The following is a 23,816-nucleotide window of genomic DNA, read 5'->3' on the forward strand; positions in this document are numbered from 1 at the left end:
GGCGGCGTCCAGGGTGATGGGCGGAAGGCGGTTGCTGTCGCGGCGGGCGACATAGGCGGTCTCCCCGTCGAGGTTCTCGACGGTGTCGATGACGAGCCCCAGCTCGCGCAGGTCGTCCTTGTCCCGCTCGAACATCCGGCTGAAGGACTCCTCGGTGCCGGTGGAACCCGCCGCCGGGCCGTAGGCCGCGGCCGCCTCCCCCGAACCGGACGGGGACGCCTCCGGCGAGCCGTAGGCCGCTGCCTCTCCCGAGCCGTACGCCGCTGCCTCTCCCGAGCCGTACGCCGCTGCCTCTCCCGAGCCGTACGCCTCGACATAGGCCTCGATCGACGCGCGCAGCTCGCGCTTGGTGAGCGGGCGGCGGGCCCCCAGCAGGCACAGAGCCAGATTCATCAGCCGCTCGGCCTTGGCGATCGCCATGAGTTCCTCGTGCCCTCTCTCATGCTGTTCTGGGCCCTCGACCGTACCGCCGGCGCGGCGGGAGGCAAAAGCCGGGAGCCCCGCGGTGGGCGGGGCTCCCGTTGGATGTGATATGCGGCCGTCAGACCGCGATGAGGTCGCAGACGAAGATCAGCGTCTCGTTGGGCTTGATCCGACCGCCACCCGCGCCGCGCTCACCGTAGGCGAGGTGCGAGGGGATGGTCAGCCGGCGGCGGCCGCCGACCTTCATGCCCTGAACGCCCTTGTCCCAGCCCTCGATGACCTGGCCGGCGCCGAGCTGGAACTGGAGCGGCTTGCCGCGGTTCCAGCTGGCGTCGAACTCCTCACCCGTGGAGAAGGAGACGCCCACGTAGTGCACGGAGACGTTGTCCCCGGCCTTGGCCTCGGGCCCGTCGCCCTCCCACAGGTCCTGGATCTCCAGGTCGGACGGCGGCTCGCCCTCGGGGAAGTCGACCTCGGGCTTGTCGATGCTCACGAAATTGCTCCTACGAACGTATCTGCGGGACAACCGCGCCAGTCTGCCACGGAAGCGGTCACTTCACGTCGAGCACGTCCACCGAGAAGACGACCCCGTCCTTGAACTGCTTCCGCTGCTCCTTGGGGAACTCGTCCTGCGGCACCGAGATCACCACGCGGCTGCCGGCCTGGGCCCCCTTGAGCCCTTCCTTCCAGCCCGGGATCTGGGCGACGGGGATCTCCTGCGGCGCACCGTTCTGCGCCCAGGTGTCGTCCAACTGCTTGCCGCCCTTCCAGGCCTTGGCGGTGAAGTGGGTCAGGATGGTGCTGTCCGCACCGACCTTCTTCTTGCCGTCGCCCTGGACAACGGTTTCGCTCAGCAACTGGTCGGGGGCCGAGTCCTTGCCCTTGGGCATCTGGACCGAGGGGGCCTTGTTCTTCTCGACCTTGGTGCTCACCTTGGGCAGCTGCGGGTTCTGCGGCTTGTCCACCGGCTTGCCGTCGATCTTGCTCGGGGCGATCTTCTCCAGGTCGACGACGAAGACCAGCGTGGAGTTGCCGGGAATCGTCGGCGGCTGCCCCTTCTTGCCGTATCCCTTGTCCGGCGGGGCGACGATCTCGACGCGGCTGCCGGTCTTCTTGCCGACCAGCGCCTCGTCCCAGCCCTTGATGACCTTGCCGGTCCCGATCTGGAAGGTGGCGGGCGTCTTCCGCTTCCAGCTGCTGTCGAACTCCTTGCCGTTCCACAGCTGGCCCACGTAGTGCGCGCTGACCGCGTCGCCCTTCTGCACCTTCTGCCCGTCGCCGCGCTTGAGCACCTTCGTCTTGAGCTCGGAGGGCGGGTCGCCCTCGCCCTTTTCGATCTTGGGCTTCTTGCCCCAGGATCCGCTCACCGCCGGGGGGCTGCCCTTGGCGTCGGACGAGCCGTCCTCGCCGCCGCAGGCCACCGCGGAGGCGGCGAGCAGCGGAACGGCCAGCAGCGCGGCGATACGGCGCGCGCTGCGACTGCGCGGCACCCGGAAGGCTCGGGGGGTACGGGGGGACGGGCCCCCGGAGATATACAACATGTGTCCCACTCGCGGGTATAGGGATGGTCCTGCGGTCATGACAGCCTACGACCCAGCAACGAGAGGCCCGACGCGCACGACACGAAAGCCGCCCGGCACCGGTCAACTCACGCTGACGGACGCCGCGGAGGGCGGCCCCGGAAGCTCGGGACCGCCCTCCGCACAGCTGTGTGCCGCCGCGGCGGGGCGCCGGTGGCACCCCCGCGCTCACATTCCCGCGATCAGCTTCTCCACCCGCTCGTCCACCGAGCGGAACGGATCCTTGCACAGCACCGTGCGCTGCGCCTGGTCGTTCAGCTTGAGGTGCACCCAGTCGACGGTGAAGTCCCGGCGCTGTTCCTGGGCGCGGCGGATGAAGTCGCCGCGCAGCCGGGCCCTGGTGGTCTGCGGCGGCACCGACTTGCCCTCGAAGATCTTGACATCGTTGCAGATACGGGCCGCCCTGCCGCTGCGCTCCAACAGGTAGTAGAGACCGCGGCGGCGGTGGATGTCGTGGTAAGCGAGGTCTATCTGAGCGATCCTCGGGTGCGACATCGTGATGTTGTTCTTGTTCCGGTACCGCTCGATGAGCTGGTACTTCATCACCCAGTCGATCTCGGTGTTGATCTTGTCCAGCTCCTGGGTGCGCACCGCCTCCAGGGCCCGCCCCCACAGCTCCAGCACCTGTTCGACCCGCCCGGTGCGGATGCCGCGCCGGTCGCAGAAGTCCAGCGCCTTGTCGAAGTACTCCTGCTGGACCTCCAGCGCGGAGGCCTCCCGGCCGCTGGCCAGCCGCACCTTGCGCTGGCCCGTGATGTCGTGGCTGACCTCGCGGATCGCCCGGATCGGGTTCTCCAGCGTCAGGTCCCGCATCACCGTCCCCGCCTCGATCATACGCAGCACCAGGTCGGTGGCGCCGACCTTGAGCAGCATCGTCGTCTCCGACATGTTGGAGTCGCCGACGATGACGTGCAGCCTGCGGTACCGCTCGGCGTCCGCGTGCGGCTCGTCCCGGGTGTTGATGATGGGGCGCGAGCGTGTCGTCGCGGAGCTGACGCCCTCCCAGATGTGCTCGGCACGCTGGCTGACGCAGTAGACGGCGCCGCGCGGGGTCTGCAGCACCTTGCCCGCGCCGCACACCAGCTGCCGGGTCACCAGGAACGGAATGAGTACGTCCGCCAGTCGGGAGAACTCCCCGTGCCGGGCCACGAGGTAGTTCTCGTGACAGCCGTAGGAGTTTCCGGCCGAGTCGGTGTTGTTCTTGAAGAGATAGACGTCGCCCGCGATGCCCTCCTCGTGCAGGCGACGTTCCGCGTCGACAAGGAGGCCCTCGAGAATGCGCTCACCCGACTTGTCGTGAGTGACCAGCTCGGTCACGCTGTCGCATTCCGGAGTGGCGTACTCCGGGTGCGAGCCCACGTCCAGATAAAGGCGCGCGCCGTTCCGCAGAAACACATTGCTGCTGCGGCCCCATGACACAACACGGCGGAAGAGGTACCGCGCCACCTCGTCGGGGGACAGCCGGCGCTGGCCCCGGAACGTACACGTGACGCCGTACTCGTTCTCCAGCCCGAAGATTCGGCGGTCCATGCCTGAACATTACGCCTACGTGGAGGATCTGAAACCGGGTTCGGGGCAGCCGTTCCGATCAGTCTCCGCACCTGGCAGAGGTTTCCGACGTTCGGTTCCGGTGCGCGGAAGGTCCGGCCGGGGCTCGCTCCCCGCGCTCGCGGAAGGCGTCGCGGCGGCCACGGATCCGGCCGCGGGCGCCGCCGAACCCGCCACCACCTCGCCCCGCGAGGGACCGTCGGGGGGTGCCAGGAACCGCCGCGCCGCCACGATCACGGCGAGCGCCGCCAGACCGCCGGCTCCGGCCAGACCGAACCCCGTTCCCGTACCGCCCCACTCGATGACCGAGCCCACCGCCGCCGTACCCGCGGCGGCCCCCACACCGAACGTCGTCACCAGCCAGGAGAACGCCTCGGTCACCGTCCCCGACGGGGCGTGCCGGTCCACGACCACGAAGGCACACGCCAGGGCCGGGGCCAGGAAGAGCCCGGACAGCCCGCCGAACACCACCATCACCGGGACGTCCGGCACCAGGGCCAGTGGCAGGTTGCCCGCGGCGAACAGGCCCACCAGCACCCGAAGCCGCCCCTCGTGGCTGCCGGGCCAGCCCCGCGCCCCGTAGCCGACCCCGCCCACCAGGGCTCCGGTGCCCTGCGCCGCCAGCAGATAGGTGGAGATCAGCTTGTTGTCGTGGTCGTCGGCGTAGGAGACCGCGGCCAGCGCGAAGGTGCCCAGCGCCAGCCCCACGAAGAAGAACGAGGCCAGCAGCACCTTCAGGCCCGGCGAGCGCAGCGCGCCCAGCCAGTGCGGCTTCCGGGGCGAGGAGCGCCAGCGGCGGGACGGCGGCGAGACGACCACCGAGAGGGCGCCCAGCACCCCCAGCAGGTTGACCACCAGCAGCGCCGCCGCCTCGCTCCACCCGGCGACCAGCAGCGTCACCAGCAGTGGCCCGGCCGCGAACATCACCTCCTGGGCGACGGCGTCCAGCGCGTAAGCGCTGTGCACCTGCTCCTCGCGCCGCAGCACGCTGGGCCACAGCGCCCGCAGCCCGCCCTCCAGCGGCGGGGTGAACAGGCCGAAGACCAGCACGCACGCAAAGCCCAGCGGCAGCGAGCCGATGCCCGCCAGCGCCAGTGTGGCCGCGCCCGCGGCGGAGACCACGGCGGCCGGCAGCATCACCCGTGGCTGCCCGTACAGGTCCACCAGCCGGCCCAGCATCGGCTGGCCGAACGCGGTGGCGAGGCCGTAGATCGCCGAGAGGGCGCCCGCCAGCGTCATGCTGCCGCCCTCGGCGCGGATGAACAGCGCGATGGCGATCGGCCCCGTGGCGTTCGGCAGCCTGCCCACCAGCGTGCCCGCCAGCAGGCGCATCGCGTGTCTGGCCCGCAGCAGTTCGGCGTAGCCCGTCGCCATCCGCCCCACCCCTCCCTCAGTTTTACGTATAACGGCTTGGTCATACGTACCATGCCAAGGCAGCGGCGGTGAAGGAGTTATCCGTGCCAGAACAGCACGCGTCAGCCAACGGGAACCGTGGCGGCGACGACCGCGGCACCGGAAACAGCAGCGACACCGGAGACAACGGCGGCGGGAACGGCACCGGAAACAGCGGCGGCGCCCCGGGCCGGGACACCGCGAACCGGGGCCGTACCCGGCCCACCGGCCATGACGTGGCCGGTGCGGCGGGCGTCTCACAGGCCACCGTCTCGCTGGTGCTCGGCGGCAAATGGCAGGGCAGGGTCTCGGCACGCACCGCCGAGTCCGTCCGCGCCGCGGCCCGGGAGCTCGGCTACCGGCCCAACCTCGCGGCCCGCACCCTGCGCCTCGGCCGTACCCGCACCGCGCTGCTGGTCGTTCCCGCGCTGACCAACGACTTCTTCGCCACCGTCCACCGGGGAGCCGTCGAGGTCGCCGGGGCGCACGACTTCGGAGTCGTCCTCTATCCCTCACCCGAAGGCATCACCGCGGCTCCCGACCCCTTCGCCTCGGCGCGTACCGCGCTCGACGGCGTCATCGCCTCCTCGATGGCCCCCGAAGCCCTCGCGGCGCTGCGCGGCGAGGGACTGCCCCTGGTGATGCTGGACAGCGACGAGGGCGCCTGTGACGCCACCGTCAACGTCGATCTCGCCGACGGCATGCGGCAGGTGGTGGCCCATCTGCGGGAGCTGGGCCACCGCCGGATCGCGCATGTCGCGGCCGACGTGGACTCCTGGACGTTCGAGGTACGGGCGCGGGCGCTGCGCGATCAGCTGCGGGCATGCGGAGCCACGCTGGTGCGCACCGAGCGGAGCCCGTTGAGCGTGGCGGGCGGCTTGGAGGCGGCGACGCGGATACTGGCCACGGCCGGGAAGGCCGGTGCCGCCGAAGCCCCCGAACAGGGGCCGACCGCACTGGTGTGCGATGACGATCTGCTCGCGGTCGGCGCCCTGAAGGCCGCACGGCGGCTCGGGCTGCGGGTCCCGCAGGATGTGTCGGTGACCGGGATCGACGATGTCGCGCTGGCCACGGCGGTTGAGCCGGAGTTGACGACCGTTCGGCTGCCCGCCGAGCGGGTGGGGGCGGCGGGCATGCACGCCCTGCTGTCCGTCCTGGAGGGCCGGCGGGTGGAGGCGGTGCGGCTGCCGGTGCGGTTGGTGGCACGCGGGTCGACCGGCCCCTGCCCCTCTCCCGGCCTCCGCGGCTCCCCCTCCCCCTAGGCCCCGGGCCCGCGGCCTCCTGGCGGGGCCGCGGGCCGGGTCCGGGGCCTATTTGTCCTCGTCGCCGCCCTCGCTGTCGCCCTCCGTGCTCTCCGGAGCCGGGGTCTCCTCCAGGAGGCGGGCCACCTGGCCGGCCGGGACACGCTTGAACTTGCGGCGCTGGGGGCGTTCGCGGTCCAGCACGGCAACTTCCAACTGCTCGGCGTCCAGCGACCGTTCGCTGCCGTTGGTGTCCCGCTTGAGCGCCTCGACGGCCAGTTTCAGCGCCTCGCCCAGCGACATTCCCTCCCGGTGCCGCTGGTCCATGTAGCTGCCGATCTGATCCGAGTTGCCGCCGACCGCGACCGAGCCGTGCTCGTCCACGATGGAACCGTCGTGCGGCAGCCGGTAGATCTGGTCGTCCTCGGGGGCCGGTCCCACCTCGGCGACGATCAGCTCGACCTCGTAGGGCTTCTCCGCGTTCGCGGAGAAGATGGTGCCCAGCGTCTGGGCGTAGACGTTGGCGAGCCCACGCGCCGTGACGTCCTCGCGGTCGTAGGTGTAGCCGCGCAGGTCGGCGTAGCGGACACCGCCGATGCGCAGGTTCTCGAACTCGTTGTACTTGCCGACCGCGGCGAAAGCGATCCGGTCGTAGATCTCGCTGACCTTGTGCAGTGCCCGAGAGGGGTTCTCGGCGACGAAAACGATGCCGTCCGCGTACTGCAACACGACCACGCTGCGCCCGCGCGCGATGCCCTTGCGGGCATACTCGGCGCGGTCCGCCATTGCCTGCTGGGGTGACACATAGAACGGCGTCGACACCGGCTATCCGTCCCTTCCTGTCCGAATGAGTGCTCTAGGAGACGGGGGCCTGCGGCCCGTTGGGCAGCCGGAGGCGGCCGTCGTGCACCGTCTGCGCCAGCCCGGAGACCTCCTCCTCGCTCAGCCTGCGGTAACCGTCCTCGGTGATCGCCACGACGACCGGGTAGATCCGGCGCGTCATATCGGGGCCGCCGGTGGCCGAGTCGTCGTCCGCGGCGTCGTACAGCGCCTGGAGGACCACGGTGGCGGCCTGCTCCTCGGTCATCTCGTCGCGGTAGAGCTTCTTGAGCGAGCCGCGGGCGAAGACCGAGCCGGAGCCGACCCCGGCGAAGCCCGGCTCCTCGGAGCGGCCGCCCGTCACGTCGTAGGAGAAGATCCGGCCCTTGCCGCGGTCCAGGTCGAACCCGGCGAACAGCGGGACCACCGCGAGGCCCTGCATCGCCATGCCCAGATTGCCGCGGATCATCGTGGAGAGGCGGTTGGCCTTGCCCTCCAGGGAGAGGGTGGAGCCCTCCACCTTCTCGAAGTGCTCCAGCTCCAGCTGGAACAGCTTCACCATCTCCACCGCCAGGCCCGCGGTGCCCGCGATCCCCACGGCGGAGTGCTCGTCGGCGGGAAACACCTTCTCGATGTCCCGCTGCGCGATGACGTTGCCCATCGTCGCCCGCCGGTCCCCGGCCAGCACCACGCCCCCGGCGAAGGTCGCGGCCACGATCGTGGTTCCGTGCGGGGCCTGCACGGCACCCTCCACGGGGGGCAGCGGCCGGCTGCCCGGCAGCTGCTCCGGAGCGTGGTCGGACAGGAAATCCATGAAGGACGACGACCCTGGCGTCAGGAAGGCAGCAGGTAGACGCCCCGTGCTACGAGTTTCGGCTTCCACACGTTTCCTTCCACGTAGGCGGCGGCACGTCCCAGGACGCCCGCCCGGTCCTTGAACTTCCCCAGCGCGGCGTCCCGGCTGGAGTACGGTACGCCCCGGACCCTACCCGTCTCATGATCGTGGTCCACCTGCTCGGCCGGTTCCGCGTTCTGCGTTCCGCGGACTGCCGGTGCCGCACGTTCCTGCGGACCCGGGACGGGTCGGACGGATGCCGAACCGGACGTCGAGGAGCATGTCTGGCCGCTCCCCGACGCGGTTCATCGCTTCGACTCCCCCTCGTTCACGGTCACTCGTTCAAGAGTGTGGACTACTGTCCACCCTTCTGAACGAAGGAGCGCACGAAGTCCTCTGCGTTCTCCTCGAGTACGTCGTCGATCTCGTCCAGCACCGAGTCCACGTCGTCCGAGAGCGCCTCCTGCCGCTCCTTGAGGTCCTCGGAGACCTGCGCTTCCTCGGTCTGCTCCTCGGTCTCCTCGGTGTGGCGCGTGGACTTCTGCTGTCCGCCGCCGGTGTCCTTGGTCGCCATTTCCCTCACCCCGCTCGGTTCGGTGGTGTACGCGGAACGTACAAGATCAGACCCTACAAGCAGGGACTGACATCGGCTCCTTCGTTGTTACAACGTCCGACAACCACCTCGATGATTCCCGGACCACGGACCGAATAGCCGCGATTCAGCCGCCCGAAAGCACCTTCACCAGCTCTTCCGCGGTGCGGCAGCGGTCCAGCAGCTCCTTGACGTGGTTGCGGGTACCCCGCAGCGGTTCCAGCGTGGGCACCCGTTGCAGGGAGTCACGGCCGGGGAGGTCGAAGATGACCGAGTCCCAGGAGGCGGCCGCCACGTCGTCGGCGTACTGCTCCAGGCAGCGGCCGCGGAAGTAGGCGCGGGTGTCCTCCGGAGGCTTGAAGGCGGCCTCCTTGACCTCTTCCTCGGACAGCAGCCGCTGCATGCTGCCGCGGGAGACCAGACGGTTGTACAGGCCCTTGTCGGGGCGTACGTCCGCGTACTGCAGGTCCACCAGATGCAGCCTGGGGGCGTCCCAGTCGACCCCGTCACGGCGGCGGTAGCCCTCCATCAGCTCCCGCTTGGCGACCCAGTCCAGCTCCCCCGCCAGGCTCATGGGGTCGCGCTCCAGCCTGCCCAGCACGTCCTCCCAGCGGGCCAGCACATCCCGGGTCTGGTCGTCCGCGTCGGCGCCCCAGCGCTCCTCGACGTACTTGCGGGCCAGCTCGTAGTACTCCATCTGGAGCTGTACCGCCGTGAGGGTGCGGCCGTTACGAAGGGTGATCAGCCGTTCGAGTGTGGGGTCGTGCGAGACCTGGTGCAGGGTGCGTACGGGCTGGTCGACGGCGAGGTCGACGGCGATGAAGCCGTCCTCGATCATGGACAGCACCAGCGAGGTCGTGCCCAGCTTGAGGTAGGTGGAGACCTCCGAGAGGTTGGCGTCCCCGATGATCACATGCAGTCGCCGGTACTTCTCGGCGTCCGCGTGCGGCTCGTCGCGGGTGTTGATGATCGGCCGTTTGAGCGTGGTCTCGAGCCCGACCTCGACCTCGAAGTAGTCGGCGCGCTGACTGAGCTGGAAGCCGTGCTCGCTGCCGTCCTGCCCCAGGCCCACCCGTCCGGCTCCGCACACGACCTGCCGGGAGATGAAGAACGGGGTCAGATGCCGCACGATCTCCGAGAACGGGGTCTCCCGTTTCATCAGATAGTTCTCGTGCGTGCCGTAGGAGGCGCCCTTGTTGTCGGTGTTGTTCTTGTAGAGGTGGATCGGGCTGGTGCCGGGGACCTCGGCCGCGCGCTCGGCGGCCTCGGCCATGATCCGCTCGCCCGCCTTGTCCCACAGCACGGCGTCCCGCGGGTTGGTGACCTCCGGGGCGCTGTACTCCGGGTGGGCGTGGTCGACGTAGAGCCGGGCTCCGTTGGTGAGGATGACGTTGGCCAGGCCGATGTCCTCGTCCGTCAGCTGGCTGGCGTCGGCCGACTCGCGAGCCAGATCGAAGCCGCGGGCGTCCCGCAGCGGGTTCTCCTCCTCGAAGTCCCAGCGGGCGCGGCGCGCCCGGTGCATCGCCGCCGCATAGGCATTGACGACCTGGGACGAGGTGAGCATGGCATTGGCGTTGGGGTGGCCGGGCACGGAAATGCCGTACTCGGTCTCGATGCCCATTACGCGCCGTACGGTCATGCTTCCCTCCTTGCCTGACGGCGGCCCGCCGGTGGACCACCGTTCAAGTCCCGCTGCGCATCCGTCCCGTGTGCGGCCCCCTCCTGCGCACTGCGCGTCGCGGCGGTAGGGCAGAGCCTATGACGCACGGAGGGGAGTGGGGAGATCACTCTGCGGACTTCCTTGACGCTCCGGGAAACGATCCGGCTGCGGGTACCCCGGGCGGGGACCCGCAGCCGGAATCGGTCCTCGTTACAGGTACTGACCGGTGTTGGCGACGGTGTCGATGGACCGGCCGGTGTCCGCACCCTGCTTTCCGGTGACGAGGGTGCGGATGTAGACGATCCGCTCGCCCTTCTTGCCGGAGATGCGGGCCCAGTCGTCCGGGTTGGTGGTGTTGGGCAGGTCCTCGTTCTCCTTGAACTCGTCCACGCAGGCCGACAGCAGATGGGAGACGCGCAGGCCCTTCTGGTTGTGGTCCAGATACGCCTTGATGGCCATCTTCTTGGCACGGCCGACGATGTTCTCGATCATCGCGCCGGAGTTGAAGTCCTTGAAGTAGAGGACTTCCTTGTCACCGTTGGCGTAGGTGACCTCCAGGAAGCGGTTCTCCTCCGACTCCGCGTACATCTGCTCCACGACCGACTGGATCATGGCGTCGCAGGCGGCCTCCAGGTTGCCGCCGTGCTCGGCGACGTCGTCCGCGTGGAGCGGCAGGTTCGGGGTGAGGTACTTGGAGAAGATGTCCTTGGCGGCCTCGGCGTCCGGGCGCTCGATCTTGATCTTCACGTCCAGCCGGCCGGGACGCAGGATCGCCGGGTCGATCATGTCCTCGCGGTTCGAGGCGCCGATGACGATGACGTTCTCCAGGCCCTCCACACCGTCGATCTCCGAGAGCAGCTGCGGGACGATGGTGTTCTCCACGTCCGAGCTCACGCCGGAGCCACGGGTGCGGAAGAGCGAGTCCATCTCGTCGAAGAAGACGATGACGGGCGTGCCCTCGCTGGCCTTCTCCCGGGCCCGCTGGAAGACGAGCCGGATGTGCCGCTCGGTCTCACCCACGTACTTGTTGAGCAGCTCGGGGCCCTTGATGTTGAGGAAGTAGCTCTTCCCCTGGGGCTTGCCGGTGACCTCGGCGACCTTCTTGGCGAGCGAGTTGGCCACCGCCTTGGCGATGAGCGTCTTGCCGCAGCCGGGCGGGCCGTAGAGCAGGACACCCTTGGGCGGGCGCAGTTCGTGCTCCCGGAAGAGGTCCGGGTACAGATACGGGAGCTCGACGGCGTCTCTGATCTGCTCGATCTGTCCGGTGAGGCCACCGATCTTGGTGTAGTCGATGTCGGGGACCTCTTCGAGGACCAGTTCCTCGACCTCGCTCTTGGGTACGACCTCGAAGACGTAGCCGGAGCGGCTCTCCAGCAGCAGTGCGTCCCCGGCCCGCAGTGTGGTGTTCAGCAGCGGCTCGGCGAGACGTACGACCCGCTCCTCGTCGGTGTGGCCGACGACCAGCGCTCGCTCTCCGTCGTCGAGCACTTCCTTGAGGGTGACGATGTCACCCGCGCGCTCGAACTCCATGGCCTCGACCACGTTGAGCGCCTCGTTCAGCATGAGCTCTTGGCCGCGCTGCAGGGACTGCAGGTCGACATTGGGGCTGACGTTCACCCTCAGCTTGCGGCCTCCGGTGAAGATGTCGGCCGTGTCGTCCTCGTTGGCCTGCAGGAAGACTCCGAAGCCCGCCGGCGGCTGGGCGAGCCTGTCGACCTCTTCCTTGAGGGCGACGATCTGGTCACGTGCCTCGCGGAGCGTGTTGGAGAGCCGCTCGTTCTGGGCGGACACGCCGGCCAGGTTGGTCTGCAGCTCGACGATCCGCTCCTCGAGAATACGAGTGTGCCGCGGAGAGTCGGCGAGCTTGCGGCGCAGGACGGCGATTTCCTGCTCAAGGTAGGCGATCTGGCCGGACGGGTCTTCGGAACCCCGACCGGGCCGGATGCCGCGGTTGGTGTCGTCGTCGTGGGCTGCCACGGTCCTCACCTCCTCCAGGGGGAGCTGGACGCTTCGACCCTACCTGGGCCGGTGCGGGTTGAAACCCCTAGATCACAAAGACGGTCGGGGTGTGTCCGATCTTCACCCTTGCGCACTCCCTCAGGACTGGGAATACCCACCCACAACCATCTGAAAGCGACGGGTATGTGACCGGTTGCAGTGTCGAGACGTTCAACACCCTTCAAGGGCCGCACTATTTCGGCCCGAGCGGGACTTGAGACGGCGGCTTCGCCCGGTGCCGCAGGAGGGCCCGTCAGACGCTGACGCCGCCGCCGGCCACCGGGCCCGGACGGAGGGCGAACTTCCCCTCGCGCCACTCCCACTTGACCGTGCGCCGCTTGTCGGGACAGCAGCGGGGCACATCGGCGGAGGAGTAGCCGAGGAGGGTCGCGGAGATGGTGGTGCCCCGCACGGCGAGGTCCCGGACCGACATGCCCTCCCGCTGCTCGACGAGGGTGGCGGCGATCCGCGGCCGGCGGTCCTCGGCGGGGCCGGAGAGCACGAAGACCGCGCTGGGCGGAGTGCCCCCGTGCGCCCGGCAGCGGACGACCGCGACGGTCTCCACCGCGCTGTCGCCGTCGAAGTCCGCCGCGGCCTTGTCGAGTACGTCGATCCCGGCGCCGGCCGGGCCGCAGTCCAGCGGGTAGCGGGCCTGTGCCGGGTCCGGCGCTCGGCCCGGGGCCTCGGGGGCCGTGGTGGCGGTGGCGGGCTGGAGCAGCGTGGTGCCGCCGAGTACGGCGGCGAGGGCTGCGGCAGTGGCGAGCCAGTGGACGGCACGGGTGCGGGTGTGCGGCAGTTCCGTCACTCGGGGTGACTCCTGGCGGACGAGACGGCGGAGGAGGTGCTCCGCATCGTGCCATACGTCACACCGCCGCGGAACGGCGGGGTCCCCTTCTCCCGGGCCCCTCCCCCGCGCCAACGCCGCAGCCCAGCACGCCGGTTCGGGTCCCGGGCCTTGCACGGGACCTCTCACGTACCCGGCATGCGGGCTGCGCTTGCCCACCCTGCTCCAGGGGGCAGCCCCTCGGCCGGAACAGCCGAGAAGGGGAGGCCGGGCGCCGCCCGCCTAGGCCCGGCCGCCGCCGGACTGGCTGCCGGGGCCGGTGTAGTCCTCCCCGTACGCGCCCTTGGCCGGGCGGCGCCGGCGGAGGGGCGGCTCGACGCCGTCGGCCAGCCGACGGGCCGTGAGCAGGAAGCCGGTGTGGCCGATCATCCGATGGTCGGGCCGGACGGCGAGGCCCTCGATGTGCCAGTTGCGCACCATCGTCTCCCAGGCCTGCGGCTCGTTGAACGTCCCGAACTCGCGGATCGACTCGACCATGCGCGCCATCTGCGTGGTGGTGGCGACATAGGCGCACAGGATGCCACCGGGTACCAGCGCCTTGGAGACGGCCTCCAGACACTCCCAGGGCGCGAGCATGTCGAGGATGACGCGGTCCACGTCGGGGTCGCTGAGGTTGTCCTGGAGGTCACCGACGGTGAGCGTCCAGGCCGGGTGGGGGCTGCCGAAGTAGCGCTCCACGTTCTGCTGGGCGATCTCGGCGAAATCGGCGCGGCGCTCATAGGAGTGGAGCATGCCCTGGTCGCCGATGGCGCGGAGCAGGAAGGTGCTCAGCGAGCCGGAGCCGACCCCCGCCTCGACGACGCGCGCGCCCGGAAAGATATCGGCCATGGCGAGCACCTGTCCGGCGTCCTTGGGATAGACGACGGCGGCTCCCCGCGGCATGGACAGGACATAGTCGGGGAGCAGTGGACGCAGCGCGAGGTAGGCGACGTTTCCGGTGGTACGGACGACACTCCCCTCGGGCGCACCGATCAGCTCGTCATGGGGGAAGGCTCCCTTGTGGGTGTGGAAGCTCTTTCCCTCTTCGAGGGTGATCGTGTAGTGGCGTCCCTTGGGGTCGGTGAGCTGGACCTGGTCCCCGACCTTGAAGGGCCCGCGACGGCGGGCGGCACCGGTCGGTTCGGACATACGCACAGCCTAGCCGGTCCGCAGGGTGCGGTTAGCCGCCGGGCCTGCTGCCGTCCTGGTCCGGGCGCTTGGCCATGGCCTCCACGAACGCGCGCTCGACATCGGCGGTGGACAGCACCCCGTAGATCTCGCCGGTGTCCTCCACCACCAGGTACTCGGTGGCGGGGGTGGCGCGCAGCCACTCCAGCAGGTCCTCCCCGGCCAGCTCGGCGGGGACCCGCATGCCCTCCTTGAGGTCCTGCGCGAGGGTACTGACCGCGACCCAGGGGCGGCGGTGCTCGGGGACCGAGGCGATGGCCGTCTCCCGCACCAGCGAGAGCGGGTCGCCCTTGCCGTCGACGACGACCAGCCCGCGGGCGCCCGCGGCGTTGGCCCGGCGCAGCGCCTCGGACAGCGGGGTGTCCGTCTCCACCGGGACCGCGCGCCGGGTCAGCGTGCGGGCGCGCAACTCGGGGAGGCGCTCGCGCAGCCTGGCCATCCGCAGGCTGTTGCCGGCCCCGGTCCAGATGATGGCGGCCAGGATCGCGGCGAGCAGCGCGTCGGTGAGGGAGTCCGTACCGCTGACGCCGTCCCTGGCCAGGCCGCCCGCGTGGGTGGCCAGGGGAAGGCCGATCAGCACGGTGACGGCCAGCGCCCGGCCGATCCAGGCGGCGGCGACAGTGCCGGTCATCGGCTTGCCGGTGATCTTCCAGATGACGGCGCGCAGCATCCGGCCGCCGTCCAACGGGAGGCCGGGCAGCAGGTTGAAGGCCGCGACCAGGAGGTTGGAGACCATCAGCCCGGCCAGCAGCACACCGGGGACGCTGCGGGGTTCCACCGCGCGCATGGCGCCGTAGAAGACACCGGCCAGGGCCAGGGAGAGCAGCGGTCCCACGAAGGCGAGGACGAACTCGCGCCCCGGGGTCTCGGACTCCTTCTCGATCTCGGAGACGCCGCCGAAGAACTGCAGCTGGATGCGGCGCACCGGCAGCTTGAAGCGGAGCGCGGCCACCGTGTGCGCCAGCTCGTGGACGAGGACGGAGGCGTAGAAGGCGACGGCGAAGAAGAGCGCGATCAGATAGCGGACGACACCCAGATGGGGCAGCACGCGATCGAGCTGGCCACCGAAGACCCAGGTGATCAGGATGGCGACGAGGAACCAGGACGGCGCCACGTAGACGGGGACCCCGAAGGGACGCCCCATCAGGATTCCGCCACCCGGCGGGTTGGGGCGTACGGGTTTACGGGGAACCGGCCGGCGACGGTTCGGCTCGTCGGAGCCGTTGCCCTCGCCGGAGCCGCCGGCTGGCGGCTTCCCGTCGTTGTCCTCGTCCGCCACGGGTTCCCCTCTGCTGCTTCCCTCGGGCCCCGCTGCGCCGCGCGGCTGCCGAATCATCTTCAGGTTGGCGATCATCCGACGCGAGGGGGTCTGCCGTCGATGGTAAGTGTCCCCTGTCAGTGGTGGGCCGTAGGGTCTTGCCCCATGAGAACCAGCGCGGCCACACCGCCGACCTCGCTGTCGCCCTCCCGGGCGGGGGACTTCATGCAGTGCCCGCTGCTCTACCGCTTCCGGGTGATCGACAAACTGCCGGAGAAGCCCTCTGCCGCCGCCACCCGGGGGACGGTGGTGCACGCGGTGCTGGAGAGACTCTTCGACGCCCCGGCCACCGAGCGCAGCGCACGGCGGGCGCGCGCCATGGTGGCCGGGGAGTGGGAGCGGCTGCTGGCCAAGCGCCCGGAGCTGGCCGAGCTGTTCGCGGAGGACACCTCGGACGGCGCCCGGTTGGCGCAGTGGCTGGCCGACGCCGAGGCGCTGGTGGAGCGGTGGTTCACCCTGGAGGACCCCACCCGGTTGGAGCCGGCGGAGCGCGAGCTGTTCGTGGAGGCGCGGCTGGACTCGGGGCTGCGGCTGCGCGGGATCATCGACCGGGTGGATGTGGCGCCCACCGGCGAGGTGCGGATCGTCGACTACAAGACGGGCAAGGCACCGCGCCCGGAGTACGCCGAGGGCCCGCTGTTCCAGATGAAGTTCTACGCCCTGGTGCTGTGGCGGCTGCGCGGGGTGGTGCCGCGCCGGCTGCAGCTGGTCTTCCTGGGCAGCGGTGACGTCCTCACCTACGACCCGGACGAGCGCGATCTGCAGGCCACCGAGCGCAAGCTGCTGGCGCTGTGGGACGCGATCGAGCGGGCGACGGAGACGGGCGACTGGCGCCCCAGGCCGAGCAAGCTGTGCGACTGGTGCGACCACCAGGCGCACTGTCCGGAGTTCGGCGGCACTCCCCCGCCCTATCCGCTGACGATCCAGCCCCGGCTGCCCGAGCCCCGGGAGCCGGGGTCGGAAGGGCAGCGGGCCACGGCCTCGGGGGCTGAGTGAGAATGGGGCGACCGCTGCCGTCCCCCTGAGGAGTTCCCGTGGCAATCCGCGTACTGCTGGTCGACGATCAGCCGCTGCTGCGCACCGGTTTCCGGATGATCCTGGAAGCCGAGCAGGACATAGCGGTGGTCGGTGAGGCGGGCGACGGTCTGCAGGCGCTGGACCAGGTGCGGGCGCTGCAGCCGGACGTGGTCCTGATGGACATCCGGATGCCCCGGATGGACGGGGTGGAGGCCACCCGCCGGATCACCGGCCCGGCCAAGGACGGCCCGGCGAAGGTGCTGGTGCTGACCACCTTCGACCTGGACGAGTACGTGGTGGAGGCGCTGCGGGCCGGGGCCAGCGGGTTCCTGCTCAAGGACGCGCCCGCCGGGGAGCTGGTGCAGGCCATTCGGGTGGTGGCGGCGGGCGAGGCGATGCTGGCGCCCAGCATCACCCGCAGGCTGCTGGACAAGTACGCGGGCAAGCTGCCCTCGGGCGAGGAGCCGGTGCCGGACACGCTGCACCAGTTGACGGAGCGTGAGGTGGAGGTCCTCAAGCTGGTGGCGCGGGGGCTGTCGAACGCGGAGATCGCGGCGGACCTGTTCGTGAGCGAGACGACCGTCAAGACGCATGTCGGCCACGTGCTGACCAAGCTGGGGCTGCGCGACCGGGTGCAGGCCGCGGTGTACGCGTACGAGAGCGGACTGGTGCGGCCCGGCTCGGCGTAGCCGCACGGGTGGTTCCGGCGGCCCCTGTTCCGCCGGGGTCCCGCCTCCGTGGCCGGGGCCCCCGCCTCCGTGGCAGGCCGTGCCCCCGCCGCCGTGGCGAGCGTCGCCGTGGCGCGCCGCCGCTGCGGCGGGGAGGGTGTGGGAGCTTCACCCCCACACCCTGGGCGCGTCAGCCTGCCGCGCCGCGGCCCAGTTCCCACAGCTGGAGCACCGAGGAGGAGTTGAGGGCCCACTCGACGCCGGTGATGTCGTCACGGGCCGCCAGGTACTGCTTGCCCTGCCAGAGCGGGAGGATCGGCACGTCCTTGGCGACGATGTCCTGTGCCTTGCCGAAGGCGCCGGTGGTGGCGGAGCGTTCGGTCTGCCGGCGGGTCTGCGGGACGAGCTTGTCGCGGATCTCGTGGTTGGTGTACGGCGAGCCGAGGAAGTTGTCCTTCTCGAAGAAGGGGGCGACGAAGTTGTCCGCGTCGGGGAAGTCCGGGTACCAGCCGTAGCCCCAGACCTGGTACTCGCCGTGGGTGGCCGCCGGGCGGAAGGAGTCCCACTTGACGCCCTTGGTCCGCACGTCGAACAGCCCGCTGTCGTTGAGCTGCTGCTTGAGGACGTCGAACTCCTTGGCGGTGGCGTCGCCGTAGTGGTCCGTGGTGTAGGTGAGGGTGAGCTTGACCGGCTTGTCGATGCCCGCCTCGCGCAGGATCCGCTCGGCCGCCGCCTTGCTGGGGTTGCCGTACTTGTTGAAGAACGAGTTGCGGTGGGCGGGCAGCCCGGCGGGCACGATGCTGTAGAGCGGCTCGGTGCTGCGGTCGTAGGCGTCCCGCACGATCTTCTTGCGGTCGACGAGCTGGGCCATGGCCTGGCGGACGGCCTTCTTGCCCGCCGTCTTGTCGTCGGTGTCGAAGGCGAGGTAGCGGATCTCCTGGCCGGGCTGCTCGACCAGTTCGATGCCGCTGTCGTGCGCGTCGCCCAGCCTGCCGACCTGGTCGGGCGAGACGGTCCGGCCCATGACATCGATGTCGCCGGCCGTGAGCGCCTTCTCCATCCCCTTGGCGTCGTCGAAGAAGCGCATCTCGATCTTGCTGTTGTGCAGCTTCAGGCCGCCGCTGTAGTGCGGGTTCTTGGCCAGTACTGCGGACTCGGAGTCGATGCTCTGCAACGCGTAAGGGCCCGATCCGGTGAGCTGGTCGCCCTTGGTGAGGGAGGCGGCCGGGTAGGTCTCGCTGTCCACGATGGCCGCGGCCGGGGTGGTCAGCTTGTAGGGGAAGGTCGCGTCGGGCTTCTTGAGATGGAAGACGACCTCGTTCTTCTTGGTGGCCTCGACCCGGTCGAGGTTGCTGAAGAGGACGGCGGGGCCGCCCTTGTGGTTGATGTTCTTCAGCCGCCGCAGCGAGAACTCGACATCCTCGGCGTCCAGGGTGTGCCCGTTGGAGAACGTCTGGTCCTTGCGCAGGGTGCAGCTGTACCGCTCGTTCGCCGCGTCGGTGAACCCGCACCGGGAGGCGGCGTCCGTCGTCGGAGAGGTGCCGGTACGCGGGAAGCGCAGGAGCGTCTGGAAGGTGTTGCGCATGACGCTCCAGGCCGCGACGTCGTACGCCGCCGCCGGGTCGAACGGGGCCGGCGCGTCCTTGCTGACCGCGAAGTGGTCCGTCGTGCCGACGACGATCGCGTCGCCCCCGGTGCTTCCGCCCTTCTCGGACCCGCACCCGGCGAGAATCGGCGTGAGCAGCCCGGCGGCAAGCACAGGCAGCACCACAGTTTTACGGTTCATGGTCGACGATCTCCTCGGCCGGCCAGGGTTTGTTGCAGGGGAGGAATGGCCGGTACACCGACATTAATCGTCCCCTCCGCCCAGCTCCGAAGCGCAGGTCGGGGAACCGGTTTCACAGACAGAAACCACGAGCTTCCTGTCCGCTATCCGGACGTCGGAACGATCTCCGCGTCGCTCTACCAATACGGACACAAGGGAAGGACAATTTCCCCACGAGTCCCAGCAGCACCACAGGTCAGCCCCACCGTCGAGGGGGTCGGACGTGATGAACGTCACTGGACCAATCCGCGCACCGGACACCGGAGTTCACCGTTCACGAGCGCTTCCAAAATCGTTTACCGAGCCCGGCGCGGCACATTTTTCCGGACCACCGGAAATGCGGGAACCGGCCGGAACCGCCGCCCTCAACGAGCGACCATGATCCGCGAACGCAGAAATTCGAGATCGACTTCTTCGAGCGAACTCACAATGGTCCGGCCGGACTTGGGTTTGATCGGTGCGATGGACGGCACCGCCACCACATGGCAGCCGGCGGCCTCGGCGGCGGCGACACCGGTGGCGGTGTCCTCCAGGACGGCACAGCGCGCCGGATCGGCGTTCAGTCGGCGTGCCGCGGTCAGATACGGGTCCGGGTGCGGCTTGGTCCTGGCCAGCTCGTCCCCGGCGACCGTGAAGGCGAAGTGCTCCGGCCCGATCCAGGTGAGCATCCGGTCGACGACGGTGCGGTGCGAGGCTGAGACCAGCGCGGCGGGGATCCGGTGCGCCGACAGTTCCGCCAGCAGTCGCCGGGCTCCGGGCATCAGCGGGACGCCGCGCTCCAGCCGCTCCACGAACTTGGCGTTCAGCAGCACGCTGAGCTCCTCCAGACCGATGTCGGCGGCCGTGGCCTCGATCAGGAAGCCGGCACTGCGCGACATCGGCCCGCCGACCACCACGGTGCGCCACTCGTCGCGCAGCTCGTGCCCCAGCTCGGCGAAGACCTCGACCTCCGCGTCCCACCAGAAGTCCTCGGTGTCGACCAGGGTGCCGTCCATGTCGAGCAGCACGGCCTGGAGCGCTGGCTCCTCACCCGTCAGAGTGGTGACGGCGGGGGATGGACCGGCCATCCGTGGCACCTCCTTGAAAGACGACTCCAAAGGGACGACAAGGCCGGTCGCCCTCTTCCCGGGGAATCCCGCCGGAGCCCTGTGGACTCCGGCGGAACCCCGGCGAAGGGGACGACCGGCCTGTACCGGACCGATCAGTGTATGACCTATACCCTCATCGGGCGTTGAAATACTTGGCCTCGGGGTGGTGCAGCACGATCGCGTCGGTCGACTGTTCGGGGTGGAGCTGGAACTCCTCGGACAGCTCGACACCGATCCGCTCCGGCCGCAGCAGTTCGGCGATCTTCGCGCGGTCCTCCAGATTGGGGCAGGCGCCGTAGCCCAGGGAGAAGCGCGCGCCCCGGTACTTCAGATCGAACATGCCCTGCATCTGGTCGGGGTCCTCCCCCGCGAAGCCCAGCTCGCTGCGGACCCGGGCGTGCCAGTACTCGGCCAGCGCCTCGGCGAGCTGCACCGAAAGCCCGTGCAGCTCCAGATAGTCGCGGTAGGCGTCGGCCGCGAACAGCTCGGCGGTCTTCTCGCCGATCTTGGAGCCGACGGTGACCACCTGCAGCCCGACCACGTCCGTCTCGCCCGAGTCCTCCGGACGGAAGAAATCGGCCAGGCACAGCCGGCGGCCACGCCGCTGGCGGGGGAAGGTGAAGCGGGTGCGCTCGTTGCCCTGCTCGTCCAGCAGGATCAGGTCGTCACCCTTGGAGTAGCAGGGGAAGTAGCCGTAGACGGCGGACGCCTCCAGCAGGTTCTCCGTCTGCAGCCGCTCCAGCCAGCCGCGCAGCCGCGGGCGGCCCTCGGTCTCCACCAACTCCTCGTAGGAGGGCCCGTCGCCCTTGCGGGACTCCTTGAGCCCCCACTGGCCCTTGAACAGCGCGCCCTCGTCCAGCCAGGAGGCGTAGTCCTGCTGCTGGAGGCCCTTGACGACGCGGGTGCCCCAGAAGGGCGGCTCCGGGACGGGGTTGTCGACGGCCACGTCCGAGCGGATGGAGCCGTCGTTGACCTCCGGTTCGGGGATGTCGAGGTCCCGCTTGGGCACCCGGCGCTGCTTGAGGTCGGGCAGCTTGGCGCCGGGGACGCCGCGCTTGACGTCCATCAGGGCGTCCATCAGGCTCAGCCCCTCGAAGGCGTCCTTGGCGTAGCGGACCTCGCCCTCGTAGATCTCGTGCAGATCCTGTTCGACGTAGGCCCGGGTGAGCGCGGCACCGCCGAGGATGACCGGGAAGTCGGCGGCCATCTTGCGCTGGTTGAGCTCCTCCAGGTTCTCCTTCATGATCACCGTGGACTTCACCAGCAGCCCGGACATGCCGATCACATCCGCGCGGTGCTCGGCCGCCGCCTCCAGGATGGCGCTCACCGGCTGTTTGATGCCGAGGTTGACGACCTCGTAGCCGTTGTTGGACAGGATGATGTCGACCAGGTTCTTGCCGATGTCGTGCACATCGCCGCGCACGGTGGCCAGCACGATCGTGCCCTTGCCCTCGTCGTCGGCCTTCTTCTCCATGTGCGGTTCGAGGTAGGCCACCGCGGCCTTCATCACCTCGGCCGACTGGAGTACGAACGGCAGCTGCATCTGGCCGGAGCCGAACAGCTCACCGACGACCTTCATGCCCGCCAGCAGCGTGTCGTTGACGATGTCGAGCGCCGGCCGTTCCTCCAGCGCCTCGCCCAGGTCGGCCTCCAGGCCGTTGCGCTCGCCGTCGATGATGCGGCGCTGAAGGCGCTCCTCCAGCGGGAGGGCCGCCAGCTCCTCGGCCTTGCCGGCCTTCATCGACTTGGCGGTGGCCCCCTCGAACAGCTCCATCAGCTTCTGCAGCGGGTCGTAGCCCTCGCGGCGCCGGTCGTAGATCAGGTCGCGGGCGACCTCGACCTGCTCCTCCTCGAAGCGAGCGATCGGCAGGATCTTGCTGGCGTGCACGATCGCGGAGTCCAGACCCGCCTTCACACACTCGTCGAGGAAGACGGAGTTGAGCACGATCCGGGCGGCCGGGTTGAGGCCGAAGGAGATGTTCGACAGGCCCAGGACGGTCTGCACATCGGGGTGCTTGCGCTTGAGCTGCCGGATGGCCTCGATGGTGTTGATGCCGTCCTTGCGGGACTCCTCCTGGCCCGTGCAGATGGTGAAGGTGAGGACGTCGATGAGGATGTCCGACTCGTGGATGCCGTAGTTGCCGGTCAGGTCCTCGATGAGGCGTTCGGCAATGGCGACCTTGTGTTCGGCGGTGCGGGCCTGGCCCTCCTCGTCGATGGTCAGCGCGATGAGGGCCGCGCCGTGCTCGGCCGCCAGCTCGGTGACCTTCGCGAAGCGGGAGTCGGGGCCGGCGCCGTCCTCGTAGTTGACGGAGTTGATGACCGCGCGACCGCCCAGCTTCTCCAGTCCGGCCCGGAGAACGGCGATCTCCGTCGAGTCCAGCACGATCGGCAGCGTGGAGGCCGTGGCCAGCCGTCCGGCCAGCTCCGCCATGTCGGCCACGCCGTCCCGGCCGACGTAGTCGACACACAGGTCGAGCATGTGGGCGCCTTCGCGGATCTGCTCGCGGGCGAGCTCGACGCAGTCCTCCCAGCGCTCGTCCAGCATCGCCTCGCGGAACTTCTTGGACCCGTTGGCGTTGGTCCGCTCCCCGATGGCCAGGTACGCGGTGTCCTGGCGGAAGGGGACCGCCTGGTAGAGGGAGGCCGCAGCCGGCTCCGGCTGCGGGGTGCGCTCGGCCGGCTCCCGGCCGCGCACCCGCTCCACCAGCTGCCGCAGATGCTCGGGCGTCGTACCGCAGCAGCCGCCCACCAGGGAGAGGCCGTAGTCGCGGACGAAGGTGTCGTGCGCGTCCGCCAGCTCCTGCGGGGTGAGCGGGTAGCTGGCGCCGTCCTTGCCCAGCACCGGCAGGCCCGCGTTCGGCATGCACGACAGCGGGACGCGGGCGTGCTGCGCCAGATGGCGCAGGTGCTCGCTCATCTCGGCGGGCCCGGTCGCGCAGTTCAGCCCGATCATGTCGATGCCCAGCGGCTCCAGGGCCGCGAGCGCCGCGCCGATCTCGGAGCCGAGCAGCATGGTGCCGGTGGTCTCCACGGTGACCGAGCACAGCAGTGGCAGGTTCACGCCCACCGCCTCCATCGCGCGGCGTGCGCCGATGACGGAGGCCTTGGTCTGCAGCAGGTCCTGGGTGGTCTCCACCAGCAGCGCGTCGGCGCCGCCCGCGATCATGCCTTCGGCGTTCTGCTGGTAGGCGTCCCGCAGCGTGGCGTACGGGGCGTGGCCGAGGGTCGGCAGCTTGGTGCCCGGGCCCATGGAGCCCAGCACCCAGCGCATCCGGCCGTCCTCGGCCTCGAACTCCTCGGCGACGTCCCGGGCGATCCGTACGCCCTTCTCGGACAGCTCGAAGATGCGGTCGGTGATCTCGTACTCCCCCAGCGCCGCGTGGTTGGCGCCGAAGGTGTTGGTCTCCACGCAGTCCACGCCGGCGGCGAAGTACTCCTGGTGCACCGTGCGGATGATGTCGGGGCGGGTCACGTTCAGGATCTCGTTGCAGCCCTCGAGCTGCTCGAAATCCTCCAGCGTCGGGTCCTGGGCCTGGATCATCGTCCCCATCGCTCCGTCGGCGACGACCACACGCGAGGCCAGTGCCTGACGGAGGGCATCGGCCCGGGTGGGGGACGAGGATACGGTCGTGCTGCTCGGCGACGAGGCCATGGAACTAGCTCCCTGGGGTGCGACGGCTGTCGGCTTTGCGCGCCAGTGAGGCAGCGCACCCGGTCAGCGTAGCGGGCCGACGCAAGAGTGCCGGTCGACATTCCGACCATCGGACACTCCCGCGCTCGATCCCGACTCGATCCCGA

The 23,816-nt window shown here is 69.8% G+C and carries 18 protein-coding genes and 2 pseudogenes; 3 read left to right on the forward strand and 17 right to left on the reverse strand.

Going from position 1 to position 23,816, the window contains the following annotated elements:
* From KBY19_RS26115 to KBY19_RS26135, 5 genes and pseudogenes are all read right to left on the reverse strand, one after another.
* Positions 1-420: pseudogene (locus KBY19_RS26115) on the reverse strand (WYL domain-containing protein); the annotation flags it as partial.
* 121 nt (positions 421-541) lie between these two features.
* Positions 542-916 carry an FKBP-type peptidyl-prolyl cis-trans isomerase gene (locus KBY19_RS26120; protein WP_099878896.1) on the reverse strand — a complete coding sequence of 125 codons (375 nt, stop codon included), beginning with the start codon at positions 914-916 and terminating at the stop codon, positions 542-544.
* 58 nt (positions 917-974) lie between these two features.
* Positions 975-1,913, reverse strand: coding sequence for an FKBP-type peptidyl-prolyl cis-trans isomerase (locus KBY19_RS26125; RefSeq protein ID WP_307842605.1), 939 nt, complete (start codon positions 1,911-1,913; stop codon positions 975-977).
* A 258-nt stretch (positions 1,914-2,171) separates the two neighbouring features.
* The gene (pafA, locus tag KBY19_RS26130) at positions 2,172-3,533 is read right to left on the reverse strand and encodes a Pup--protein ligase (protein WP_099878900.1); all 1,362 of its coding nucleotides are present in this window, start codon (positions 3,531-3,533) and stop codon (positions 2,172-2,174) included.
* A 15-nt stretch (positions 3,534-3,548) separates the two neighbouring features.
* Positions 3,549-4,925, reverse strand: coding sequence for an MFS transporter (locus KBY19_RS26135; protein WP_210966828.1), 1,377 nt, complete (start codon positions 4,923-4,925; stop codon positions 3,549-3,551).
* Between the two features lie 254 nt (positions 4,926-5,179).
* On the opposite strand from KBY19_RS26135, the gene KBY19_RS26140 reads away from it, so the two are divergent.
* A complete protein-coding gene (locus KBY19_RS26140) occupies positions 5,180-6,205 on the forward strand; it encodes a LacI family DNA-binding transcriptional regulator (RefSeq protein ID WP_307843626.1) in 1,026 nt (341 codons plus the stop codon).
* A gap of 48 nt (positions 6,206-6,253) precedes the next feature.
* Here the strand turns inward: KBY19_RS26140 and prcA are convergent, their stop codons facing one another.
* The 9 genes and pseudogenes from prcA to KBY19_RS26185 form a co-directional block, all read right to left on the reverse strand.
* Positions 6,254-7,006, reverse strand: coding sequence for a proteasome subunit alpha (gene prcA, locus KBY19_RS26145; RefSeq protein WP_099878905.1), 753 nt, complete (start codon positions 7,004-7,006; stop codon positions 6,254-6,256).
* A gap of 34 nt (positions 7,007-7,040) precedes the next feature.
* Entirely contained in the window at positions 7,041-7,886 is an 846-nt protein-coding gene (prcB, locus tag KBY19_RS26150; RefSeq protein WP_099878907.1) for a proteasome subunit beta, read from the reverse strand.
* Positions 7,838-8,023: pseudogene (locus tag KBY19_RS26155) on the reverse strand (endonuclease domain-containing protein); the annotation flags it as partial. The pseudogene KBY19_RS26155 and the gene prcB, both read right to left, overlap by 49 nt.
* 170 nt (positions 8,024-8,193) lie before the next feature.
* Positions 8,194-8,412 (reverse strand): ubiquitin-like protein Pup, encoded by a 219-nt coding sequence (locus tag KBY19_RS26160; protein ID WP_185016359.1) that lies wholly within the window; start codon positions 8,410-8,412, stop codon positions 8,194-8,196.
* Positions 8,413-8,557: 145 nt separating this feature from the next.
* On the reverse strand, positions 8,558-10,069 hold the full coding sequence (gene dop, locus KBY19_RS26165) for a depupylase/deamidase Dop (RefSeq protein ID WP_180289569.1): 1,512 nt from the start codon (positions 10,067-10,069) through the stop codon (positions 8,558-8,560).
* A gap of 231 nt (positions 10,070-10,300) precedes the next feature.
* The gene (arc, locus tag KBY19_RS26170; RefSeq protein ID WP_099878914.1) at positions 10,301-12,067 is read right to left on the reverse strand and encodes a proteasome ATPase; all 1,767 of its coding nucleotides are present in this window, start codon (positions 12,065-12,067) and stop codon (positions 10,301-10,303) included.
* Positions 12,068-12,341: 274 nt separating this feature from the next.
* Positions 12,342-12,893 carry a hypothetical protein gene (locus KBY19_RS26175; protein WP_099878916.1) on the reverse strand — a complete coding sequence of 184 codons (552 nt, stop codon included), beginning with the start codon at positions 12,891-12,893 and terminating at the stop codon, positions 12,342-12,344.
* Positions 12,894-13,154: 261 nt separating this feature from the next.
* Positions 13,155-14,060, reverse strand: coding sequence for a tRNA (adenine-N1)-methyltransferase (locus tag KBY19_RS26180; RefSeq protein WP_099878918.1), 906 nt, complete (start codon positions 14,058-14,060; stop codon positions 13,155-13,157).
* A gap of 31 nt (positions 14,061-14,091) precedes the next feature.
* Entirely contained in the window at positions 14,092-15,378 is a 1,287-nt protein-coding gene (locus tag KBY19_RS26185; RefSeq protein WP_099886333.1) for a site-2 protease family protein, read from the reverse strand.
* Positions 15,379-15,522: 144 nt separating this feature from the next.
* Between KBY19_RS26185 and KBY19_RS26190 the strand changes: the two genes are divergently transcribed.
* Together KBY19_RS26190 and KBY19_RS26195 are read left to right on the forward strand one after the other, a co-directional pair.
* Positions 15,523-16,413 carry a RecB family exonuclease gene (locus KBY19_RS26190; protein ID WP_099878920.1) on the forward strand — a complete coding sequence of 297 codons (891 nt, stop codon included), beginning with the start codon at positions 15,523-15,525 and terminating at the stop codon, positions 16,411-16,413.
* Positions 16,414-16,451: 38 nt separating this feature from the next.
* The gene (locus KBY19_RS26195) at positions 16,452-17,123 is read left to right on the forward strand and encodes a response regulator transcription factor (RefSeq protein WP_019356404.1); all 672 of its coding nucleotides are present in this window, start codon (positions 16,452-16,454) and stop codon (positions 17,121-17,123) included.
* A gap of 169 nt (positions 17,124-17,292) precedes the next feature.
* On the opposite strand, the gene KBY19_RS26200 is transcribed toward KBY19_RS26195, so the two are convergent.
* The 3 genes from KBY19_RS26200 to metH form a co-directional block, all read right to left on the reverse strand.
* Entirely contained in the window at positions 17,293-18,888 is a 1,596-nt protein-coding gene (locus tag KBY19_RS26200; RefSeq protein WP_210966830.1) for an ABC transporter substrate-binding protein, read from the reverse strand.
* Between the two features lie 404 nt (positions 18,889-19,292).
* A complete protein-coding gene (locus KBY19_RS26205) occupies positions 19,293-19,994 on the reverse strand; it encodes an HAD family phosphatase (protein WP_099878922.1) in 702 nt (233 codons plus the stop codon).
* Between the two features lie 154 nt (positions 19,995-20,148).
* Positions 20,149-23,670 carry a methionine synthase gene (gene metH, locus KBY19_RS26210; RefSeq protein ID WP_210966831.1) on the reverse strand — a complete coding sequence of 1,174 codons (3,522 nt, stop codon included), beginning with the start codon at positions 23,668-23,670 and terminating at the stop codon, positions 20,149-20,151.
* Between the last annotated feature and the right edge of the window lie 146 nt (positions 23,671-23,816).

It is taken from the genome of Streptomyces sp. B15 (assembly GCF_018070605.1).
GTDB classification, from domain to species: Bacteria; Actinomycetota; Actinomycetes; order Streptomycetales; family Streptomycetaceae; genus Streptomyces; species Streptomyces smyrnaeus.

Bases quoted from the DNA above. Each gene is read 5' to 3' on its own strand.
- pafA (WP_099878900.1), bottom strand. From the start codon at position 3,533: ATGGACCGCCGAATCTTCGGGCTGGAGAACGAGTACGGCGTCACGTGT.
- KBY19_RS26135 (WP_210966828.1), bottom strand. From the start codon at position 4,925: ATGGCGACGGGCTACGCCGAACTGCTGCGGGCCAGACACGCGATGCGC.
- KBY19_RS26160 (WP_185016359.1), bottom strand. From the start codon at position 8,412: ATGGCGACCAAGGACACCGGCGGCGGACAGCAGAAGTCCACGCGCCAC.
- dop (WP_180289569.1), bottom strand. From the start codon at position 10,069: ATGACCGTACGGCGCGTAATGGGCATCGAGACCGAGTACGGCATTTCC.
- KBY19_RS26180 (WP_099878918.1), bottom strand. From the start codon at position 14,060: ATGTCCGAACCGACCGGTGCCGCCCGCCGTCGCGGGCCCTTCAAGGTC.
- KBY19_RS26190 (WP_099878920.1), top strand. From the start codon at position 15,523: ATGAGAACCAGCGCGGCCACACCGCCGACCTCGCTGTCGCCCTCCCGG.
- KBY19_RS26200 (WP_210966830.1), bottom strand. From the start codon at position 18,888: ATGAACCGTAAAACTGTGGTGCTGCCTGTGCTTGCCGCCGGGCTGCTC.
- KBY19_RS26205 (WP_099878922.1), bottom strand. From the start codon at position 19,994: ATGGCCGGTCCATCCCCCGCCGTCACCACTCTGACGGGTGAGGAGCCA.
- metH (WP_210966831.1), bottom strand. From the start codon at position 23,670: ATGGCCTCGTCGCCGAGCAGCACGACCGTATCCTCGTCCCCCACCCGG.